The sequence below is a fragment of the Thermostichus sp. OS-CIW-32 genome, assembly GCF_054060415.1.
Map to the genome: position 1 here is coordinate 59379 of NZ_JBSSDD010000005.1, position 19561 is coordinate 78939.

The 19561-nt window shown below is 59.1% G+C and carries 21 protein-coding genes; 7 read left to right on the top strand and 14 right to left on the bottom strand.

What is annotated here, in order from left to right; all coding sequences use genetic code 11:
- Window positions 1-30: 30 nt before the first annotated feature.
- From lpxB to ACVWY8_RS07715, 5 genes are all read right to left on the bottom strand, one after another.
- Entirely contained in the window at window positions 31-1239 is a 1209-nt protein-coding gene (lpxB, locus tag ACVWY8_RS07695; protein WP_457394940.1) for a lipid-A-disaccharide synthase, read from the bottom strand.
- Window positions 1240-1265: 26 nt separating this feature from the next.
- A complete protein-coding gene (lpxA, locus tag ACVWY8_RS07700) occupies window positions 1266-2243 on the bottom strand; it encodes an acyl-ACP--UDP-N-acetylglucosamine O-acyltransferase (RefSeq protein WP_414382304.1) in 978 nt (325 codons plus the stop codon).
- 232 nt (window positions 2244-2475) lie between these two features.
- Complete coding sequence (fabZ, locus tag ACVWY8_RS07705) at window positions 2476-2976, bottom strand: 3-hydroxyacyl-ACP dehydratase FabZ (RefSeq protein WP_011434327.1); 501 nt, start codon at window positions 2974-2976, stop codon at window positions 2476-2478.
- A gap of 213 nt (window positions 2977-3189) precedes the next feature.
- Window positions 3190-4044, bottom strand: coding sequence for a UDP-3-O-acyl-N-acetylglucosamine deacetylase (lpxC, locus tag ACVWY8_RS07710; protein WP_011434326.1), 855 nt, complete (start codon window positions 4042-4044; stop codon window positions 3190-3192).
- A gap of 14 nt (window positions 4045-4058) precedes the next feature.
- Window positions 4059-4646: a hypothetical protein gene (locus ACVWY8_RS07715; protein ID WP_414329482.1), complete on the bottom strand. Its 588-nt coding sequence runs from the start codon at window positions 4644-4646 to the stop codon at window positions 4059-4061.
- A gap of 67 nt (window positions 4647-4713) precedes the next feature.
- Here ACVWY8_RS07715 and ACVWY8_RS07720 point away from each other — a divergent pair, with 67 nt between their 5' ends.
- Window positions 4714-5544 (top strand): RNA methyltransferase, encoded by an 831-nt coding sequence (locus tag ACVWY8_RS07720; RefSeq protein ID WP_414349957.1) that lies wholly within the window; start codon window positions 4714-4716, stop codon window positions 5542-5544.
- A 140-nt stretch (window positions 5545-5684) separates the two neighbouring features.
- Here ACVWY8_RS07720 and ACVWY8_RS07725 read toward each other — a convergent pair whose 3' ends face one another.
- The 3 genes from ACVWY8_RS07725 to pstS form a co-directional block, all read right to left on the bottom strand.
- On the bottom strand, window positions 5685-6644 hold the full coding sequence (locus ACVWY8_RS07725) for a DnaJ C-terminal domain-containing protein (protein WP_457394943.1): 960 nt from the start codon (window positions 6642-6644) through the stop codon (window positions 5685-5687).
- A 208-nt stretch (window positions 6645-6852) separates the two neighbouring features.
- On the bottom strand, window positions 6853-8745 hold the full coding sequence (dnaK, locus tag ACVWY8_RS07730; RefSeq protein WP_457394946.1) for a molecular chaperone DnaK: 1893 nt from the start codon (window positions 8743-8745) through the stop codon (window positions 6853-6855).
- A gap of 290 nt (window positions 8746-9035) precedes the next feature.
- Complete coding sequence (gene pstS, locus ACVWY8_RS07735) at window positions 9036-10136, bottom strand: phosphate ABC transporter substrate-binding protein PstS (protein ID WP_457394949.1); 1101 nt, start codon at window positions 10134-10136, stop codon at window positions 9036-9038.
- Window positions 10137-10574: 438 nt separating this feature from the next.
- Between pstS and speA the strand changes: the two genes are divergently transcribed.
- Window positions 10575-12497, top strand: a complete 1923-nt coding sequence (gene speA / locus ACVWY8_RS07740) for a biosynthetic arginine decarboxylase (RefSeq protein WP_414349960.1) — start codon at window positions 10575-10577, stop codon at window positions 12495-12497.
- A 113-nt stretch (window positions 12498-12610) separates the two neighbouring features.
- Here speA and ACVWY8_RS07745 read toward each other — a convergent pair whose 3' ends face one another.
- The 5 genes from ACVWY8_RS07745 to ACVWY8_RS07765 all read right to left on the bottom strand — a co-directional run bounded on the left by ACVWY8_RS07745 (window position 12611) and on the right by ACVWY8_RS07765 (window position 15753).
- On the bottom strand, window positions 12611-12850 hold the full coding sequence (locus tag ACVWY8_RS07745) for a hypothetical protein (RefSeq protein WP_457394951.1): 240 nt from the start codon (window positions 12848-12850) through the stop codon (window positions 12611-12613).
- Window position 12851: 1 nt separating this feature from the next.
- Window positions 12852-13226, bottom strand: coding sequence for a hypothetical protein (locus tag ACVWY8_RS07750; protein WP_414341673.1), 375 nt, complete (start codon window positions 13224-13226; stop codon window positions 12852-12854).
- 82 nt (window positions 13227-13308) lie between these two features.
- Window positions 13309-13554, bottom strand: a complete 246-nt coding sequence (locus ACVWY8_RS07755; protein ID WP_011434318.1) for a GlsB/YeaQ/YmgE family stress response membrane protein — start codon at window positions 13552-13554, stop codon at window positions 13309-13311.
- Window positions 13555-14073: 519 nt separating this feature from the next.
- Window positions 14074-15378, bottom strand: a complete 1305-nt coding sequence (locus ACVWY8_RS07760; RefSeq protein WP_457394954.1) for a metallophosphoesterase family protein — start codon at window positions 15376-15378, stop codon at window positions 14074-14076.
- A 123-nt stretch (window positions 15379-15501) separates the two neighbouring features.
- Window positions 15502-15753, bottom strand: coding sequence for an RNA recognition motif domain-containing protein (locus ACVWY8_RS07765; protein WP_011434316.1), 252 nt, complete (start codon window positions 15751-15753; stop codon window positions 15502-15504).
- Between the two features lie 377 nt (window positions 15754-16130).
- Between ACVWY8_RS07765 and ACVWY8_RS07770 the strand changes: the two genes are divergently transcribed.
- From ACVWY8_RS07770 to def, 4 genes are all read left to right on the top strand, one after another.
- Window positions 16131-16307: an NblA/ycf18 family protein gene (locus ACVWY8_RS07770; protein ID WP_041437678.1), complete on the top strand. Its 177-nt coding sequence runs from the start codon at window positions 16131-16133 to the stop codon at window positions 16305-16307.
- On the top strand, window positions 16307-16633 hold the full coding sequence (locus ACVWY8_RS07775) for a DUF2499 domain-containing protein (protein WP_457394957.1): 327 nt from the start codon (window positions 16307-16309) through the stop codon (window positions 16631-16633). Before ACVWY8_RS07770 ends, ACVWY8_RS07775 begins: the two co-directional genes overlap by 1 nt.
- 3 nt (window positions 16634-16636) lie before the next feature.
- Entirely contained in the window at window positions 16637-16951 is a 315-nt protein-coding gene (locus ACVWY8_RS07780; RefSeq protein WP_011434312.1) for a DUF3593 domain-containing protein, read from the top strand.
- 144 nt (window positions 16952-17095) lie between these two features.
- Window positions 17096-17686, top strand: coding sequence for a peptide deformylase (gene def / locus ACVWY8_RS07785; protein ID WP_414416451.1), 591 nt, complete (start codon window positions 17096-17098; stop codon window positions 17684-17686).
- A 36-nt stretch (window positions 17687-17722) separates the two neighbouring features.
- On the opposite strand, the gene ACVWY8_RS07790 is transcribed toward def, so the two are convergent.
- Entirely contained in the window at window positions 17723-18076 is a 354-nt protein-coding gene (locus ACVWY8_RS07790; RefSeq protein ID WP_414350209.1) for a hypothetical protein, read from the bottom strand.
- Window positions 18077-18275: 199 nt separating this feature from the next.
- On the opposite strand from ACVWY8_RS07790, the gene cbiD reads away from it, so the two are divergent.
- Window positions 18276-19382: a cobalt-precorrin-5B (C(1))-methyltransferase CbiD gene (gene cbiD, locus ACVWY8_RS07795; protein ID WP_457394960.1), complete on the top strand. Its 1107-nt coding sequence runs from the start codon at window positions 18276-18278 to the stop codon at window positions 19380-19382.
- The last annotated feature ends 179 nt before the right edge of the window (window positions 19383-19561 follow it).

Sequence of the window (19561 nt, forward strand, 5' to 3'; positions counted from 1 at the left end):
GGCGGTGCCCCGGGCCCTGGGTCACCGGAGCTAGCGGCGGAAGGGATCCTGCTTCGATCCAGCTTCGCCATCCAACACCTCTAGGATGGCCTTGGCAGCGCGAGCCAGAACGCCGGGTTCTCCCAGGGCTGCCCGCATCGCGGCGTAGTCGGCTTGCAGTTGGGCTTTGCGTTCCGGCCGAGTTAGCAACTCCAGCGCCAGTTGGGCAATCTTCTCTGGCTGGGCCTGCTCCTGCAGCAACTCCGGGACAATGGGGCGCATCTGCACCAGGTTGGGCGGAGACATGAAGGGCACCGACACCCTCAGCCAATGGCGGGCGATCCAGAAGGTGAGGGGGTTGAGGCGATAGATCACCACCTGGGGGATCCCTAAGATGGCCGTTTCCAAGTTCACCGTGCCCGACTTGGCCAACACCAAATCAGCCGCTGCCAAGGCGAGGTGATGAGCTTTGTGGGGGGAGAAGAAGGGCAGAGCTTGGGGATCCAAAAGGGTGAGGTTGAGCCCAAGGCGGCGGGCAGCCCGCGCAATCGGGGCAGCAAAACGGGGCGAGGCCAGGGGCACCCAAAACTGTGCCTGAGGCAGGTGAGCTTGCAACAACTGAGCCGCCTTGAGCAAGACAGGCAGAACCGAGCGCAGCTCTTGCCGACGCGAAGCCGGCACCACCACCACCACCGTGGCTTCGGCAGGGATCCCCAACTGGGATCTGGCGGCAGCACGGCTGGGCACAGCGGCCAAAATATCCAACAGGGGATGGCCCACATACTGGACATGGGCTCCTGCCGCCGCGTAGTAGCGGGCTTCCTCAGGGAAAATCGCCAACATCAGCCGCATCTGCTGGGCCAGTTGGTAGGTGAGGCGGGCATCCTGCGACCACACCCACTCTTGGGGAGCAATGTAATAGACGGCAGGGATCTGCCGCCGTTGCAGCAGACGGGCAATGCGGCTGTTGACGCCGATGTAGTCCACCAGCACGGCCACATCTGGCGGGTCTTGGGCTAAAAAGCGGCGAATCTTCCACTCCGTCCAGAGGGCGGGGCCGACAAAGGGAAGAGCCTCTAAAATGCCAACAGAGCTGATCTCGGTGGTGCAGTGCAACAGACGGGCCCCCGCAGCAGCCATGCGCTCCCCTCCCACGGCGGTGATGCGCAGCTGAGGGCGTTGGCGCAGCAATTCTTCGATCAGATGGCCGGCCTGCAGATCCCCTGAGACCTCGCCCGTGCAGATGAACAGGTGGCTCACTAGAGCTACGCTCCCGACCCCAATCTTTAGTCATCCAGCTCTGAAGTGCTCTGCACCGGCGGATCTTCCCCCCTCCCGCGCAGGGCCGGCAGAGGGCCACGTCGTTGGGGCTGGGAGAGGGAGTCTTCCAAAAATTGCAGCAGATGTTGCAGGGATCCCGTCTCGTCCACCCACTCTTTCCCCTGTAGGGAAAGGACATGGCGCTCTCCCTCCGCACCGCTGTTACAAACGACACACAGGCTGCTGCGCAGTGTTTGCAGCGCTTTTTCCAAAGGCAACCCTGAGCGGTACAAAAATCGGTAGACCTGCCGCAGCAAGGGCAGGGATCCCTCCATCCCTTGGGCTCGCCGCAGCCCCACCAAGTTCAGACCGCGGATGCGAGCCGGATGTCCTTCCACCAACATGTAGGGGGGAACGTCGCGGTCAACCCGGCTCATTGCCCCCACCATGGCCAAGCGCCCGATGCGGGTGAACTGGTGGATCCCGACCATGCCGCCAATGCGGGCTTGAGACTCGATGTGGATATGGCCGGCCAAGGAAACGGCATTGGTAATCACCACCTGATTTTCGATGACGCAGTTGTGGGCGACATGGGTGTAGGCCATCAGCAGGTTGTAATCTCCAATCAGGGTGGCTTCCCCTTCATTGGTAGCCCGGTTGATGGTGACGAACTCGCGGATGCGATTGCCTCTGCCGATTACCACTTGAGAGGGGGCGCCGCTGTACTTCAGATCCTGAGGCTCGGTGCCCACAACTGCTCCCGGAAAAATGTGGTTGCCCTCGCCGATTTCCGTCCAGCCATCGATCACCACATGGGCCCCCACCACCGTATGGGCAGCAATGCGAACATGCTCGCCGATCACCGCATAGGGGCCAACCTGCACCGTTTCGTGCAGCTCAGCTTTCGGATGGATCACCGCAGTGGGATGAATCCGCTCCCGTGAGCGGTGCGGCGCACTTGCAGAGATGTTGGGAGTGGATCCCGCTGAAGCGAACGAACTCATTTCCGACCTAGCCAGCAACTGTGGTTACGCTCCCAACCCTGCGAAGGATCACCAAGACTTGACTCCAGGGGAGATGAGCCTTAGAGCTACGCCCCACTGTCGCGACAACATGTTTACCGTATCCCGACAGAAAGGCGCAAGCAGCCCCTGAGCCATCTTTCTATCCCAACACTTTATCTCAATTGCGAGAAACCCACACCGGAGCGCCTCTCGGATGGCCGCTGTTGGCCCATCAATCCACCAAGGAGAACATCAGCTCCCCCTCGGTTACCAGTTGCCCTCCCACCTGAGCGCGGCAGAACATCTTGCCAATGCGCCTCTGGCGAATGGTGAGCAAATCGGCGGAGAGCAGCAGCTGATCCCCCGGCAGTACCGGGCGGCGAAAGCGAACGCCATCGATCCCGGCAAACAGGGCCAAACGCCCGGCCACGTCCGGCAACTTGGTCAACACGATCCCCCCTATCTGGGCCATGGCCTCGACGATTAGGACGCCGGGCATGATGGGTCGGTTGGGGAAATGCCCTTGAAAAAAAGGCTCGTTGAAGGTGACGTTTTTCAGGCCCACCGCCCGTTGCCCCGGTTGATACTCCACAACCCGATCCACCAGCAAGAAAGGATAGCGATGGGGCAAGATCTCCAAAATCTGCTCCGTTGTGAAGACGGGGGGAGCGGTTGCCAATTGAGCGGCTGCTTCAGCCGAGAGAAGAGGAGGAGGAGAGACATCAGAGGACATGGTGAACCCACAGAGGCAGAGGACAAAACCAAATCCCGGACGGGGAGGACGGCAGGCCAGAACTCAGCCAAAAGAGCACCCAGGGAGCTGCGGAAAGGAGGGGAATGAAGCGGATCCCACCCTGGGGATCCCCTTGAAGACAAGTGCTCCGCACCGCTCTCGCACCTGAGGATGGCAGGGTTGTTGCTGCGCAACCGGATCCCTTGCTCCCCCTCACTCTTCATGGATCAGCAGGGATCCACTCTTGAGCAACTGCTCGGCCAAACGGTGGTGCAGGGCATGGCCCGCCTTGTAGGCCACAATGTGCCCCTGCAGTCGGCAGCCCAGGAGGCTGAGATCTCCTAGTAAATCTATCAGCTTATGGCGCACCGGCTCATCTGGGTAGCGCAATGGCCCCAACCACTCGGTTTGGCTACAGACAATGGCATTTTCCAGGCTGCCCCCCTGGATTAGCCCCCGTTCCCGGGCCAGCTCCACATCCTGCTGGCGGGCGAAGGTGCGGGCCGGCGCAATGGACTGGACAAAATCCGGCCTGTTCTCCCTCCAGCTCAGCCACTGTTCTCCAATCGGGCAATCGGCAAAATCGATGCCATAGGTAAAGCGGGCTGTAGGATGGGGGAGGGCGCTGACAAAGGCTTCCCCCGCCCAGACAGTGACCGGTTCTTGGATCACCCCCAGCAGGGCTGGCTGATCTTGGGCCTGGATCCCGGCCTGGGCAATGGCCTCTACAAAGGGCAGGGCAGAGCCATCCAGAATCGGCAGCTCCGGCCCCTCCACCTCGATGCGGCAGTTGTCAATGCCCAGGATGTAAAGGGCGGCCAGCAGGTGTTCCACCGTCTGCACTTGAACAGAGGGGGATCCCTGCTGCAACAGGGTGCAGAGATGGGCAGGGGCCAGGGATCCCAACCGAGCCGGGATCTCAGGGGATCCCGGTTGATCCACCCGCACAAAAACCCGACCGCTGCCGGCAGGAGCTGGATGCAGACTGCAGCCAATTGGCAGGCCGGTGTGCAGGCCAACGCCTTCTAGGGCAATAGAGCTGGCTAAGGTGTGTTGCCGGCCTCTCATCGTGCTCCGCAGCGCTAGTGCAAACGCTCTTGGCCCTGGTCGAAAACGCGGTAATACAGCTCCCGATAGCCCACGCGCAGGTTGCTGCTGGCATCTGCCAACTTGGCTTTGTGGCTGCGGGTGCCGTAGGCGCTGAACACCTCGTAGGTATCTCCCTCAAAGAAAAAGGAAGAGACATCGGACACCTCTTCGCCCCCCAGCAACTGCCAGCGCCCCTGGCGAAACTGCAGCCGGTAGTGGGCTTTATCCAAGCTGCCGGAAGGACGGTCGATAATGGCGTCGATGCTGCCCTCGTAGAACGGCTCGGCACCACCATTGGGGATGGATATGTCCACAGGCCACACGTCCACAGCGATATCTCGGTAGCGGCAGTTGGGCCGGTTGCACAGGCGAATCGAGCGCATGACCTCGGCAATGGCTTCCAGCCGCTGCCGCGCCTCGGCCAGAGAAAACCGCTCTGAGTCGCTATCGCGAACGAGCTGGGGCGATACCTGAGCCGGCCCTGCCAGCGATGAAGGGGCAGCCAGCGCCGGGGATCCCCAGCAGCATCCCACCAACACCAGACAAATCAAGCTCAGCCAACAACGGTATGCGGATCCCATGGATGCAATCTATGACAAAATCAAGCTCCTCTTCTCTACTCTAGGCACTCTGGGGGATCCCAACCTGATGCCGATATTACCCCACTCTGGCCCTGAACAACTGGCGCAGGTACGGCTTGTGTTGGTGCAGCCGGCTGGGCCGCGCAACCTCGGCGCCATTGCCCGCGTGATGAAAAACATGGGCTTCAGGCAGTGGGTGCTGGTGGATCCCCAATGCGATCCCCTCGATATGGAAGCGATCACCACAGCCGTGCATGGGGCAGACCTGCTCCATCAAGCCCGGAAGGTGCAAACTTTGCCCGAAGCCCTGCAAGGGTGTGTGCAGGTTTTCGGGACAACGGGGCGCAGCCAAACCTACCCACCCGAATGGCAAATTCAGTCCCCCCGCCAAGCCTTTCCCGCTCTGCTGGCCGCCGGCCCTGCCGCCCTCGTGTTTGGCCCCGAAGATCGCGGCTTGAGCAACGAGGAGCTGGCCCTTTGCCATCGCCAGATCCAGATCCCCACCGATGCGACCTATCCCTCTTTAAACTTGGCCCAAGCCGTGGCCATTTGTTGCTATGAGCTGTACACCCTCGTCTGCCAGAGCCCTTCCCCTGCTCCTCCTATGCCCTCGCCTCAAAGGCTTGCCCCCTTCGAGCTGCTGGAGGGATTTTTCGACCACTTAGAAGCGCTGTTGCTGCAAATTGGCTACCTGCACCCCCACACAGCCCGCCGCAAAATGCTCAAGTTTCGCGCCCTGTTCCAGCGAGCCGGCCTGACCGTAGCCGAGGTGGCCTTGTTGCGCGGGATCCTGCGGCAACTGCAATGGAGCCAGGGATGCTCTCGTCAGGAACCTCTGGAAGCAAATGCAGCTCCCGTCCCGCCGACGCAACCAGATTCCAGCAGGACCCCATCTTGACCCCAAGGCTGGGCCTCCAGCCCCGCCCTACCGCTACCGGAAGCAAGCTAGAAGGGCGGCTTCCTGCTTTCAGGCGGCGCGGAGCGCTTGTCAAGAATCTTGAGGCTTTGGCCGTGGGAGAATATCGGAGAATATCAATGCTAGAGCTTAAGGGCGGCGCGGGGATCGTAGGATTGAACCCGCTGCAGCTTTTCGTAAAGTTCTCGCTCTTCTTCGGAGATCTGGGTGGGCAAATGGATCTGCACCACCACGTAAAAATCCCCCCGTTCTCCGTTGCCTTTGGGAAATCCCCTTTCCGCCAGCCGCAACTTTCGCCCCGGCTGCATGCCAGGTGGGATCCGCAGCTTCACCACCCCATCCAAGGTGGGCACCTCCACCTGGGCGCCCAAAACCGCTTCGCTGGGGCTGATGGGCAGATCGCAGTAAACGTCGAATCCCTCTAGGCGATAGAAGGGGTGGTCTTTCAGCTCAATTTTAAGGTACAGATCACCGGCACCGCCGTTGGGGTTGGGGTGGCCTTGGCCGCGCAGGCGAATCCGCTTCCCTGGCGTAATTCCCGGCGGGATGTTTACCTCGAGCACGCGATCCCCGCCCACCCGCAGGCGACGCTTGCCCCCCTCAAAAGCTTCTGGAATGCTGATCTGGATGGTGGCCTCAGCATCGTAACTGGTGTTGCCAGTGGATCCCGAAAATCCGCTGCTGCGGTCTGTGGTTTGGCTGCGCACCCGGCCCAGCAGTTGATCGATGAAGTCTTGAAAATCATCAAATTGGCTGAAATCGACGCCACTCCCCCCAAATCCGCTCCCCCCAAAGTCTTGGCTGAAGGGGCTGCTGCTGTAGGTGTAGGCATCGCGGCTGGAGCGAAACCCGCCCTGCTGATAGTATTGGCCAAATTGGTCGTATTGCCTGCGCTTGCCGGGATCCGAGAGAACTTCGTAGGCTTCGTTAATGTCTTTGAATTTCTCTTCAGCCGCTTTGTCGTTGGGGTTGACATCTGGGTGATACTTGCGGGCTAGGCGCCGATAGGCTTGTTTCACCTCATCGGCAGTGGCCGTTTTGCTGACCCCCAAAATCTTGTAGTAGTCCTTAAAGTTTTGCATGGAGGCGTCCGCAGGCAAATCGCTGAGAGTGGGCAGAAAACCACGAGGCTAGGCGTCCCCGGCAAGGGCTCCTTCCCTCCGACCTACTGAAGAAAATGAGGAGGCGGGCTAGACGCCATCGCCCATCCCGTCCCTCCTCATTATCGGCGCTACAAGTAAGGGCGGGATCCGCCCTGGGCCCGCGGCCCACGGAGGGATCCCTGAGCAGTCACTTGCTCTCGGTGAAGTCGGCATCGATCACATCATCGCTGCCGCCGGAGGTTTTCCCTGAGCCGGGAGTGGGGCCAGAGGAGGCCCCCGGCTGTTGATACAGCTCGCTGCTCATGGCGTAGAGAGCCTCTTGCAGCTCCCGCTCTTTGCTCTGGATGGCGCTGTCGTCCTCCCGCTGGATGGCCTCCCGCAGTTCTCGCACCAGGGTCTCGATTTGGGTGCGTTTGCTGGACGGGATCTTGTCGCCCAACTCCTTCAACTGCCGCTCGGCCTGGTAGGCCAGAGAATCAGCCTTGTTGCGGCGCTCAATTTTCTCCCGGCGGGCCCGGTCTTCGGCAGCGTATTTTTCTGCCTCAGCAATCATGCGCTCCACCTCTTTGCTATCCAAAGTAGAGGCGCCGGTGATAGAGATGCTCTGCTCTTTGCCGCTGCCTTTGTCTTTGGCCGTCACCTTCAGGATGCCATTGGCGTCGATGTCAAAGGTGACCTCGATCTGGGGCACACCGCGGGGGGCCGGCGGGATCCCATCCAGCTTGAAGCGGCCCAGAGATTTGTTGTCGCGGGCCAGCTCTCGTTCCCCTTGCACCACGTGGATTTCCACCGAGGTCTGCCCATCTTCGGCAGTGGAGAAGATCTCCGACTTGCGGGTGGGGATGGTGGTGTTGCGCGGGATCAGCTTGGTGGCCACGCCGCCCAGGGTTTCCACCCCCAAGGACAAGGGGGTGACATCCAGGAGCAGCACGTCTTTGACTTCGCCCGCCAGCACACCCGCTTGGATGGCCGCCCCAACCGCCACCACCTCATCGGGGTTGACACTTTGGTTGGGTTCTTTGCCCAGCAGCTCCCTCACCAGCCGCTGCACCGCCGGAATGCGGGTGGATCCCCCCACCAGCACCACTTCGTTGATGTCGGCTTTGGTGAGCTTGGCATCCCGCAGGGCTTGTTCCACCGGCCCCTTGCAGCGCTCCAGCAGGTCGGCACAGAGGTGTTCAAATTGAGCGCGGGAGAGCTTCAGCTCCAGGTGTTTGGGCCCATCGGCAGTGGCAGTGATGAAGGGCAGGTTGATGGTGGTTTCGGAAACGCTGGACAGCTCGATCTTGGCTTTTTCCGCAGCTTCCGTTAGCCGTTGCAGCGCCTGCCGGTCTTGCCGCAGGTCGATCCCTTCCATTTGCTTAAACTGCTCGGCCATCCAATCGACGATCTTCTTGTCGAAGTCATCGCCGCCCAACTGCGTATCGCCGCTGGTGGATTTCACCTCGAAAACACCATCCCCCACTTCCAGGATGGACACGTCGAAGGTGCCGCCGCCCAGGTCGAAGACGAGGATGGTCTCGTTGTTGCGCTTGTCCAAGCCGTAGGCCAAAGAGGCTGCTGTCGGCTCGTTGATGATGCGCAGCACTTCCAAACCGGCAATGCGGCCCGCATCTTTGGTGGCCTGCCGCTGCGAGTCATTAAAGTAAGCAGGAACCGTGATCACCGCTTGGGTGACCGGTTGGCCCAGGTAGCGGCTGGCATCATCCGCTAGCTTGCGCAGCACCATGGCCGAAATCTCTTCCGGCGCAAATTCCTTGTTCAGGCGGGGGGCGTATAACTTGACATTGCCCCGCTCGTCCCGCCGCACCTGGTAGGAGACCCGCTTGGAATCGGCATTCAGCTCATCGTACTTGCGACCGATGAACCGCTTAACGGAGTAGAACGTGTTTTCGGGGTTGAGCACCGCTTGGCGGCGGGCCATTTGGCCCACCAGGCGCTCTCCATCTTTGGTGAAGGCGACCACCGAGGGTGTGGTGCGAGTACCCTCAGCATTGGCGATGACGGTGGGGACACCCCCCTCCATTACGGCGACAACCGAGTTGGTTGTGCCCAGGTCAATTCCTACAACTTTTCCCATCGGCTCCTTATTCTCCTCTTCTTGAGTACATTGCTTCGGTTACCGCCGCCAGCCTGTGTGAAGTAGCTTGGGCAGCCAATCTGTGAAAATCCGGCAGATGCTTGGTCACTTCCTGGGTCGATCCTAACCAGCTGGTTGGCGAGGCCAGGGCGAGAATGCCGCCCATTTCTCGGGGCTGAAGGGCAGACCGGTTACGGATCTCCGTACCTGCAGCAGCCTTGCTTTCGGTGCCGCTTGGGGTATGGCCTGGGTTGGCAGCTATTGGCAACTCTTGGGGGACTGCTGCCAGGCTAGCTCTGGATAAGCTGCAGCGCCTCCAGGCCGCGGTTCACAACGGTTGCGGCCAGGGGCAGGTAGCCCATCTCCTCGGCCAGGGCTTGTCCTTCGGTAAGGGCCCAGCGGAGCACAGCTTGCAGGGCGGCGGCCATGGCGGGATCCGAGTACCGGCGGTAGGTCAGGATCCAGGTGTAGGTGACGATGGGATACGCTCCAGGGCCAGCGGGATCCGGCACAAAAGCCCGCAGGTTTTCCGGCAGCTCAATTTCGCTCAAGGCCAGGGCCGAGGCTTCCGGGGAGGGGAGAATGAACTCGCCGCGGCGGTTCTCCAGAGCTGCCACCGACAGATCCAGCTCGCGGGCATAGACCGACTCCACGTAGCCGATCACCCCTTCGCTGAGGAGCATTTGGGCGCTCATGCCCTCGTTGCCCTTTACCCCAATGCCCACCGGCCACTCTAGCGACATGCCAACACCGACTTCCGAGGCCCAAGCCGGATCGATGGCCGCCAGGTGGCGGGTAAAGGTATCGGTGGTGCCGCTGCCATCGGAGCGGTAGCAGACGGTGATGGGCAGATCGGGAATGGTTAGCTCCGGGTTCAGGGCCAGGATCTCCGGATCCCGCCACTGGTCGATTTGGCCGCGAAAGATCTTCACCAAAACGGGTCGAGACAGCTTGAGTCCAGAAGGGATCCCCGGCAGGTTGTAGCCTACGGCAATGCTGCCTGCGGTCATCGGGATCATCACCACACCCCGCTTCACCTCGGCGATCTCGGCATCGGTCATGGCCACATCACTGGCGGCAAAGTCCACTGTCTGGTCAATAAATTGCCGGATCCCAGCGGCGCTGCCCACCGGTTGGAAATTGATCTCCACCTTGGGATCCACCTGGCGGTAATCGGAAAACCAGCGCAAATAAAGAGGAGCCGGAAAGGTGGCCCCGGCTCCGTTGATCAGCAAAACTTTGTCGGAGGACTGGCTGCGGGAGGCAGGAACAGGATCCCTGCCGCTGGGTTGGTCAGAACGGGATCCCCTTTGGCAGGCGCTCAAGGTAGCGCCGGTGGCCAATAAAGAAAGCAACACTTCTCGGCGACGGAAGCGGGGCAGTTGAGCCATGGTTCAGGTTCTCCGAGGTCACCGCCCCGATCCTTGTCTTGCCCACGGGGCCCTGTCAAGGGTTGCCAGTGGGATCCCGTGCGTGGCCCACTTTCCCCAGGTGGCTGTCTTTTCCCTCTGCGCCATCCCCGTATTCCTCGCTACGCTTCCCAGCAAAACTCAGGATCCAACCCAAGTCCAGAAAGGAAAGACAGAAAATGGAGAATTCAAGAGAAAAACAAAGAAAAACAGCGCAAACAAGAGATTGAGCGAGCTGAGTTTTGCGGCAGTTGCACAGAGATCCTCAAGCCAAAGCCTTGTCTGGCAAGGCTTAGCGGTTTTTGGGCCTGAGTCCCCCCGCACCAGAAAAATCTTGACATATTCTGGAATAAGGCAATATATTCTGAATTCTGTGCAGAAATCCTGCGCTGTTCACATCTCGGTATCGGGGGGACTACTATGCCGACTTTGACTCGTTCTCCCTGGACACTGCGAGACAGCGAAAAGCTCTATCGCATCTCAGGTTGGGGGGATCCCTACTTCCGTATCAACGCCGCCGGTCATGTGGAGGTGACCCCACAGGGCTTACAGCAGCAGGAACCGGGCATTGACCTGTACCACTTGGTGATGGATCTGGTGGCGCGGGGCCTGCAGTTGCCCCTCTTGATTCGCTTTCCCGAGATCGTGGCCGACCGCATGCGGCAAATTTGCGAGAGCTTTCAGCAGGCCATCCAGCGCTTTGGCTACCCCAACGTGTATCGAGGGGTCTATCCCGTCAAGGTGAACCAGCAGCGCCACCTGGTGGAGGAAGTGGTGAAACACGGTCGCGCCTACCACTTTGGCCTGGAGGCGGGATCCAAGCCGGAGCTGTTGATTGCCCTGGCTCTGCTGGATACTCCTGGGGCTTTGTTGATCTGCAACGGCTACAAAGACCGCGACTTTATGGAGACGGCCCTCTTGGCCCAGCGGCTGGGGCGCACCCCGATCATCGTTTTGGAGCGGCTGCAAGAGCTGGAGCTGGCGCTGCAGGCTGCCGACCAACTGGGCATCGACCCCATCTTGGGGGTGCGGGCCAAGCTCTCCGCCCAGGGCAGTGGACGCTGGGGCACCTCGGCTGGGGATCGGGCTAAGTTCGGCCTCACGGCCACCGAGATTTTGCAAGTGGTGGAACGGCTGCGGGAAGCGGGCAAGCTGCATTGTCTGCGCCTGCTGCACTACCACATCGGCTCCCAGATCTCGATGGTGAGCGTGCATGGACGGGCCGTGCGGGAGGCCAGCCAAATCTACATCGAACTCACCAAGCTGGGGGCACCCATGGGCTACCTGGATATCGGCGGTGGCTTGGGGGTCGATTACGACGGATCCCAGTCCCCCAATCCTTTTTCCCAGAGCTACAGCATGGAGGACTACGCCGCCACCGTGGTGCAGACCGTGCTCACCGCCCTGGAACCCCACGGGATCCAGCCGCCGGTACTGGTGACCGAAAGCGGACGCGCCCTGATGTCCCACCAGTCGGTGCTGGTGTTTGACGTGCAAGATGTCAACGCTGCCAGCCCCTACCCGATGCCCACCCAGCTCACTTCCGATGCGGAGGTGATCCAGAAGCTAAACCAGCTTTACTACCAAATCCAGCCCGATACTCTGGTGGTCAACTATCGCCGTTGTCAGGAGCTGAAGGAGGCTGCTCTGCGTCAGTTCACCGAGGGATCCCTCAGCTTGCAGGAGCGGGCCGAGGTGGAACGCCTGTTTTGGAACTGCTCCGACAAGATCTGCACCTTGGCCTACGAGCAGCACCAAGCGGGGCATCCGGTGGCGGTGGATCTCTTGGATCTGGACGAAATGTTGGCCAGCATCTACTACGGCAATTTCTCTCTATTCCAATCCCTGCCGGATAGCTGGGCCATCGACCAGGTCTTCCCCATCATGCCGATTCATCGTCTGGATGAGGAGCCACGCCAATGGGCCACCCTGGCCGATCTCACCTGCGACAGCGACGGCAAGATCAACCGCTTCTTCGGCGAAGATGGGCAGATCACCTCGGTCTTGCCGCTGCACGACCCCAACGGACATCCCTACCTGCTGGGGGTGTTTCTGGGGGGTGCCTACCAGGAGATCCTAGGGGATCTGCACAACCTGTTTGGCGATACCAACGCGGTGCATATTCGCTCCCGCCCCGGCGGCTACCACGTTTCCCAAGTCATCAAGGGGGACACCATCGGCGAGGTGCTGAGCTGGGTGCAGTACAACAGCGAAGATCTGGTGGAGACCCTCCACCACGCCACCGAGACCGCCCTGCAGCGAGGGCAGATCACGCTGGATCAAGCCCGCGCCTTGCAGCAGCACTTTGAAGACAATCTGCGGGCCTACACCTACTTGCACTGAAGGTGGTGTTCCTCGAAAAAATCCCTAAAACCAAACAGGGATCCCGGCCTAAAACCGGGATCCTTTTTGCTTCCAGATCAAACCAAATCAAAACCAGATCAAAAATTTGTCGATCACAGACGCACCGGACTGTCCAAAGCCAAGTTAATCGTTTGGTTAGGGCGCAACACCACGACTTGAGGTGCCGTGATATTGCCCACCGCCACTCCGGCTCCAGCTCCGCCAATAACCCCTAAAGCAGAAACGCCTCCTGTGAGCAAGCCCAGCACCGTACCCCCCACAGCACCAACGGCTGCATCTTGAGCAATCGCTTCGGCAGAATAGTGGCGCGGGTCTTTCTCAGTGTGGATCAAATCAGTGGATCAAATCAGAAGACATCTGCACCGAGTAAAGTCGCCCATTGGCAATCAAAGCTGTGCCGAAGAACCTGGCCCCTCCCTGAGTCGGTCGCAAGCTGCCTCGCACCTCACTGCCTGCTGGAATCGCCAATTGGCCGCTGCCGTTGTAGATGTCCTGAGCCACCCGCAGGGTAAGTGGGTGGGTGCTGTTGGGACTGAAGTACTGGGGCTCTTCTCCCTTGAAGCTCTGGACGGGAATGATGGTGCCCGGCTGCAGTTGGCGCACTCCCAAATCAAACAAGTGCTGGGCAGAAGCAGATGGCATTGTCAACAGACCCAAGCTGGGGATGGCTAAGCCAATCATCGCTGCCGAAAGAACACGAATGCTCATAAAAATTCTCCGGTAAATGTTCGATTAAATGTTCGATCAAGATCCCAACGGAAACACAAGCCCTTGCGGGCCATCTTAAAGATCAAGCCTGACGAACGAAGCCAATTAACGCCAACAAAACCAAAGCCCCAACGGTAGCCATCAACAAACTTCCCAAAAGACCTGTAGCCGACAGGCCAAGCAAATCGAAGAGGAACCCGCCAAAAAATGCCCCGCAAACACCAACGATTATGTTGCCTATCAATCCAAATCCGTAACCGCGTCGAATATTCCCTGCCAGCCAACCCGCCAGGGCTCCGATCAAGAGAAACCAAAGGATACTGTCCATAGAACCTACTTCTCCATAGTATGCTGTTTCTACAGCATACCTATTGTTGTGAGAAAATAAATTCCCTGAGAACCAACCTTCTGTACACTTGGCACACTTGACGCCCACTTGACAAATTGGTAGCCTCTGCCGAGAACAGATCGTTATTTGTCTTTTAATATACAGACTCTATAGATTTAATAGACTGACTCTATAGAAAAGAAGATGGGAATTTCATGAATGCTAGAAAGGGATCCCCCGCTCGCTGCGACTTCACAGCCCCCAGGCCCTAAACAAAAAAAGACTGGCAGTGTGAGGTCTACCAGTCTGAGTCAGTTCCCTGTGAGTGAGCTGATGCCGTCGTTGCCAACGTCTTCAACCCGATTCCCAGTTTGTGTTGCTTTTTGCCATTTCGAAGTGATTCAGATCACTTGAAACTTGAGGAGCCCGCAGCTTTGGCGAGCACTCCTGTCCTGATTTCTTCGTACAGGGATCCCCCATCCCCACCCCTGTGAACCCTGAGGCGACAAAGGGAGCATCTCAAAACAAAGGCAACTGCTCCTCTTCTGCTGAGGCAGGGCTTGAAGCTCCCGGCTCCTCCCAGTTGGGATCCCAGTCCTGCAAGGGATCCGCATATTCCTCCAACAACTGACGGGCCGCGGCCAGCAAATCGTTGTGCAAGGGGGCCAGATCGCTGCGGTCGGCCAGATACTGCTCCAGAGCCGTCAGGGGCTCAAGTCGGCTGGGATCCCATCCCGGCAGACGGATGCGGCTGGGGCTGACCACTTCTGGGGCGATGGTGTAGCTAAAAGCAGGGGCAAGAGCGTTGTGCAGAGCCCGCTCGTCAATGCACTCTAGCTGGTCGGGCCGTATGCGGTAGATCAACCGCAGGATGGAGCCGGCCACGGGGGCCTTGGCGATGGCGGCCAGCAGCTTGGACTGCACCTGCTGGGGTGGATCCGCACTCAGATCCAGGCGAATGGTGTGAAAGGTACGGGTTGGCAAGGGCAAAAATTCGTAGCTGGCCCCCGTAGGGGTGACTTCCACCAGCACACAGCCTTTTTCCTCTTTTTCTTCGCCAAAATCCACCCGCTCAATGCTGCCGGGATAGAGCATCAAGGGATCCCGACACAGCACCTGGTGACGGTGTACATGCCCCAAGGCAACATATTGATAGGCAGGCCGAGCCAGCAGCGAAAGGGGCACCGTAAATCCTCTGCCCACCGAAAGATGGCGTTCTGCTCCGTAGCGGGCTGTCTCCACCATGACGTGAGCCAACAAAATCGCCGGGATCCCTTGCTGTAGAGTGCGGATCTCCCCTTCTAGAGCCAGGTGCAGACGCTGCAAGAGCTGGTGGGCGAGGATTTCTGCATCAAGTCCCAAGCTCTCTTGTTGGGCCAGCAGAGCGGAGCGATTCAGCCAGGGTAAAGTGGTCACCTGCACCGGGCCACCGCGAGTTTCGATCCGATGAGTTTCCAGTCTGTCCCCCACAATAAAGCCTGAGACCCCCAAAGCGCGGTAGATAGCCAGGCTGTTGCCTCCCTGTCCCTGCCCGTACTGATCGTGGTTGCCCACCAACAGGACGGTTGGGATCCCTGCATCGGCCAGGCGGCGAAACTGTTGGGCAAAAAGCTCTTGATGGAGAGGGGGGGGTGTCGCATCGGGGAAAGCATCGCCCCCAAACAACACCAGATCCACCGCTTGGTTGAGAGCATGGTCAATGCACAAGCGCAAAGAAGCTACAAAATCTTCCAAACGGGTATTCAGGCCGGTAGCTGGGTTAATGTGGCCGTAGGCAAGACCACTGCCCAGATGAATGTCGGAAAGATGTAGCAACCTTACCATCTTGGGCGCTCTTGGAGACTTTGCAGCTCTCCCATCTGTTGGGATAAACCTTGCCGTTCGCGTTAGCGGGACGGAGTCCTTTGGTTGTCCAGAATGGCAAACCCAGGGTTGAACAATCTTTGCTTAGGCTTGGCGGCGGGGCCTGGCTCGATCCAAACGCAGAGGCCGGCCCATGAATTCCTGCCCGTTCGCGCTCTCGATGGCTTCGTCCTCCTCAGCTTCGGTTGCCAGATCCACAAACGCGAAGCCTCGTGTCTGACCTGTCTCTCGGTCTATCGGGATTGTAACCGACTTAACGTTCCACCTCTGCTGGAAGAAAGCTTTCAGTTCTTCTGTTGAGGCTTTATAGTTTAGGTTCCCCACAAAAATGGTCATGGCAATTCAAGCAAAGTAAGTCACCAATCAGCAAGGGTGGCAACAAAGCTCCAGAGTACTTCACTTCTATCATGGAGCCTTGCTAAGTCGCACAACGTGAAAGGATGTAAAGGGATCCCTGCCGGAAAATCTTCCCCCTTCCCCATCCAAAATGCACCTTTGTCCAACTTGACGGGCCTGTACTTTCTCTGCCACTGGGTTGAGGTTCTCTGCCCTCGCCTCGGCCAAGCTCCCTTCCGGCACGTCGAGATCCGGCATCTTGTCACGTTGTTGCGATTTGTTAAGATATGTATTATCCTGCTTGCACTACCTGGCCAGATCTGCGCTGTTGGAACTCTTTGCAGACCTCTCTACCTGAGCACCCTGAGGTGATAATGATGGATGAAACGCTAGAGCTCTCTTTGGAGCAGCAATTTCGCCAGCGGGCTTTCGAGACCTTGGTTTCTCGCATGAGCCCCGAGCAGGCCAAAGACATTTTGGTCAAACTGCACAAGCAAATGCTGTTGCAGGAGGCCACTTACCGCCAACTGCTGCGTCATTCCCTCAGCGCCTGATGCACGCCCTTTCGCTTCCCACCTGGTGGATTCACATTGCCAGCGTCTTGGAGTGGATCGCTGCTATTGTGCTCGTGTGGCAATTTGGGGAGCGAGTGGGCCGGCCCGAATGGCGAAGTTTGAGCTGGGCGATGCTGCCCGCTTTGTCGGGGGCAATGTGCGCAATCACCTGGCACTGGTTTGACAACGACCCCAAGTTGGACTGGGTGGTCACTGCACAGGCCAGCTTCACCTTGCTGGGCAACTGCACCTTGGCTTGGGCTGCTTACCGCATTTGGCGGGCTGAAAGGGTGGATGAGCCTGCACAGAAGGGGGATCCCGACTAGGCGATGAACAGTTTATTTGCCCTCTCTCTGTTCCCTTACTTGGTCTTTTTATTCTTTCTGTCGCGGCTGCGCCGGATCCCACGTTTGGCTTTGGTTGGATTTTGGCTGTTGTTGCTTTTTGTGGCCGTCAGCATCCCGGCAGGGCTGTACGCTCAGATGCACTACGGCACTTCCCTGGCCAATGTGGATCCCTTGCATGGAGGGGCAGAGGCTTTTCTCACCCTCTCCAATATTTTGGTGGCCTTGGGCTTTAAGCAGGGAATTGACCAACAGGCCCAACGACTTCCAGAGGCTGGCGACGGCAACCCTGAGCCATGATCATCCCAAACAAGCCTCTACCCCCTCTTCAAAATCAAAAAGGAGAAGAGAGTTAGGCAACAGTGGTTTCGGCGCAACTGGGACTGAATGTAGAATGGGGATCCAGACCCGATACCTGCTGTTTATTCTGAAGAGATCTGCCGGATGGTGGCTACCCTTTCTGTTGCCGTTCCCAAAGTGAAGCTGAAGCATCCGCCCCTGCACATTTATCGCATGGGGGACAAGGTGCTGCGGCAGCCGGCCAAGCGCATCAGCCAGGTCAACGACGAGATCCGCCAGCTTGCCCGGGACATGCTGCAGACCATGTACAGCTTTGATGGGATTGGTCTGGCGGCTCCGCAGGTTGGCATTCCCAAGCGCATGATTGTGGTGGATCTTTATCCCGATAAGCCGGAGGTGCCACCGCTGGTGCTGATCAACCCGGAGATTCGCGAGTACATTGGCGAGGCCGTTGCCGGGCAGGAGGGTTGCCTGAGCATTCCGGGGGTGTTTTGCGAGGTCGTGCGCCCAGAAGGGATTGTGGTTTCGTTTAAGGATGAAACGGGGCGGCCCCGCACCCTTCGAGCGGACGATTTGCTGGCGCGGGTGATCCAGCACGAAATCGACCACCTCAACGGCGTGTTGTTTGTGGATCACGTGGAAAACGAGCTGGTGCTGGATCAAGAGCTGCGCAAACACGGCTTCCAGATGCAGGATGTGCAACGCAAAGGCAAGCCCTCTGCTGCCCCCCGCTGAAGCCTTGCTAGATGAGTGTCAGTTTAGTGGTTTAGTCTAGTGTTGCAAGCGCTGGGCCAAGAGCTGCTCCTCAAGGGCGGCAATGCGGTTGTAGGCAGCGGTTAACTGGGCACTCAGGCGCTGTATTTGGGCTTCGGGGGCCAGCTCATGCCCCATGCTGCGGTTGCTCACCACGGTGGGTTCATCATCCAGCAGGAAGTTGTGGCTGCCATCTTCCACCAAGTCTGAGATTAGAACGCTGTAACGGGAGGGGGCGGGGGTGTTTTTTTTGGCTTCCTGGGTAGCCAGGAGAACAGCCACCACCTGCTCGGGCATCCGCTCGATGGCAGCTTTTAGCTCCTGTATTTGCGACTCCAGACGCTCAAGGTAGTGCTGCACTGCTTCGCTCATAGCTGCCCCAGTTTTCGACTACCTTCATTGAAAAAGGCAAATTTCTGATCCCCCCTTCTTCCCCCAGATCATTTAACGATTGCTTCCGGGGGGTGTTCTCTGAAACTCAGGGGTTCCCTCGCAAGCCAGAATTGAGGTGCGCCTTTTCCAGAGATTTTGGTTTTCCGGTCATCCATTTCCGAAGCAAAAAGCTGTGCAGATGCAGGATGCTGTTCAGGGATCCCGACCGCGGGGCTATACCTTGCCGGTTTTCGCCGTTGCTTCGGCCAGAGCTGCTCTTCACCACCTTCTGGGGATCCCTTTGGAGAAGGAAGGGGGGCGCTTGGCGATTGCGGTGCAGGCTGAGCCCCGGTCCCTTGAGGCTTGGATCCACATCCCGGTGGAGCAGGTAGCTGCCTTGGAGAAGACAACAGCTCTGGCCATTACCCGCTCGGATCCCGGCCCCCACCTGGATCTCACCCGCGACACACCGGTCTGGGCTTGGGTGAGGTTGGAGGAGAGGGATCCCGAGGATCCCCCCTTGATCTTGGAAGCCGGGGAAGGGCTGGGGCGACGCACCGATGGCAGCCCGGCCATTTATGCCTATGCCCGCCGTTTGTTTGAGATCAATCTTTTGCCCGGGATCCCAGAGGGCTGCCGCCTGCGGGTGCGCATCATTTTGCCGGAAGGAAAGCTGCTGGCGGAGCGCACCTCCAATGCCGCTTTTGGGGTGCTGGAAGGGCTGGCCCTGTTGGGAACGCGGGCGGAGGTGGAGCCTTCCTCAAGTGTTGAGAGCTTAGAGCGAGCCCGCCAAGAGCTGCAACAGAAGCTGGAGCAGCACAAGCATTTGATCTTTTGCGTGGGCAGCCATGGGCAGCAGGTGGCGCTGGGGCAAGGGATCCCGGAAGACCAGATCCTGCGAGTAGCCAATTGGATAGGGCCGTTGCTGGTGGAAGCGGCGCTGCGGGGGGCGGAGTCCATTCATTTGATCGGCTACCACGGCAAGCTGATCAAGCTGGCAGGGGGGATCTTCACCACTTCCAGCCACGTGGCCGATGCCCGCTTGGAAATTCTGGCGGCAGCCCTGATCCGGCGTGGGGGAACGGCAGAACAGGCGCGGCAGGTGTTGGAGTTGCGGACAGTAGAGGCAGCGGTGCACTATCTGGATGGCCTTGGCTGGGCAGCACCCGTGATGGAGGAGTTGGCCCGTCAAATCCTGGAGCGAGCCGCAGGCTATGTGCAAAAGTATGCCGGTCGATCCCTGCTGTTGGCGGTGACGTTGTTCGACCGACAGGGGCACATCTGCGCCCAGGCTGGGATCCCATAATGAGGTCATTTCGATTGAGACGAGGACATTGCAATCCCCCCGGATCCTCAACCATTTTTCTCCCGAAGTGTCTTAAGCGCTCCGTGCCGCCAAAGGCAACCACCCCCGGCTCCTCTCCCTTTAGTCCGTGCTCCAAAAGTCAATCCCTCTGCTCGAAACCCGCTGAGCAACGGTGGATC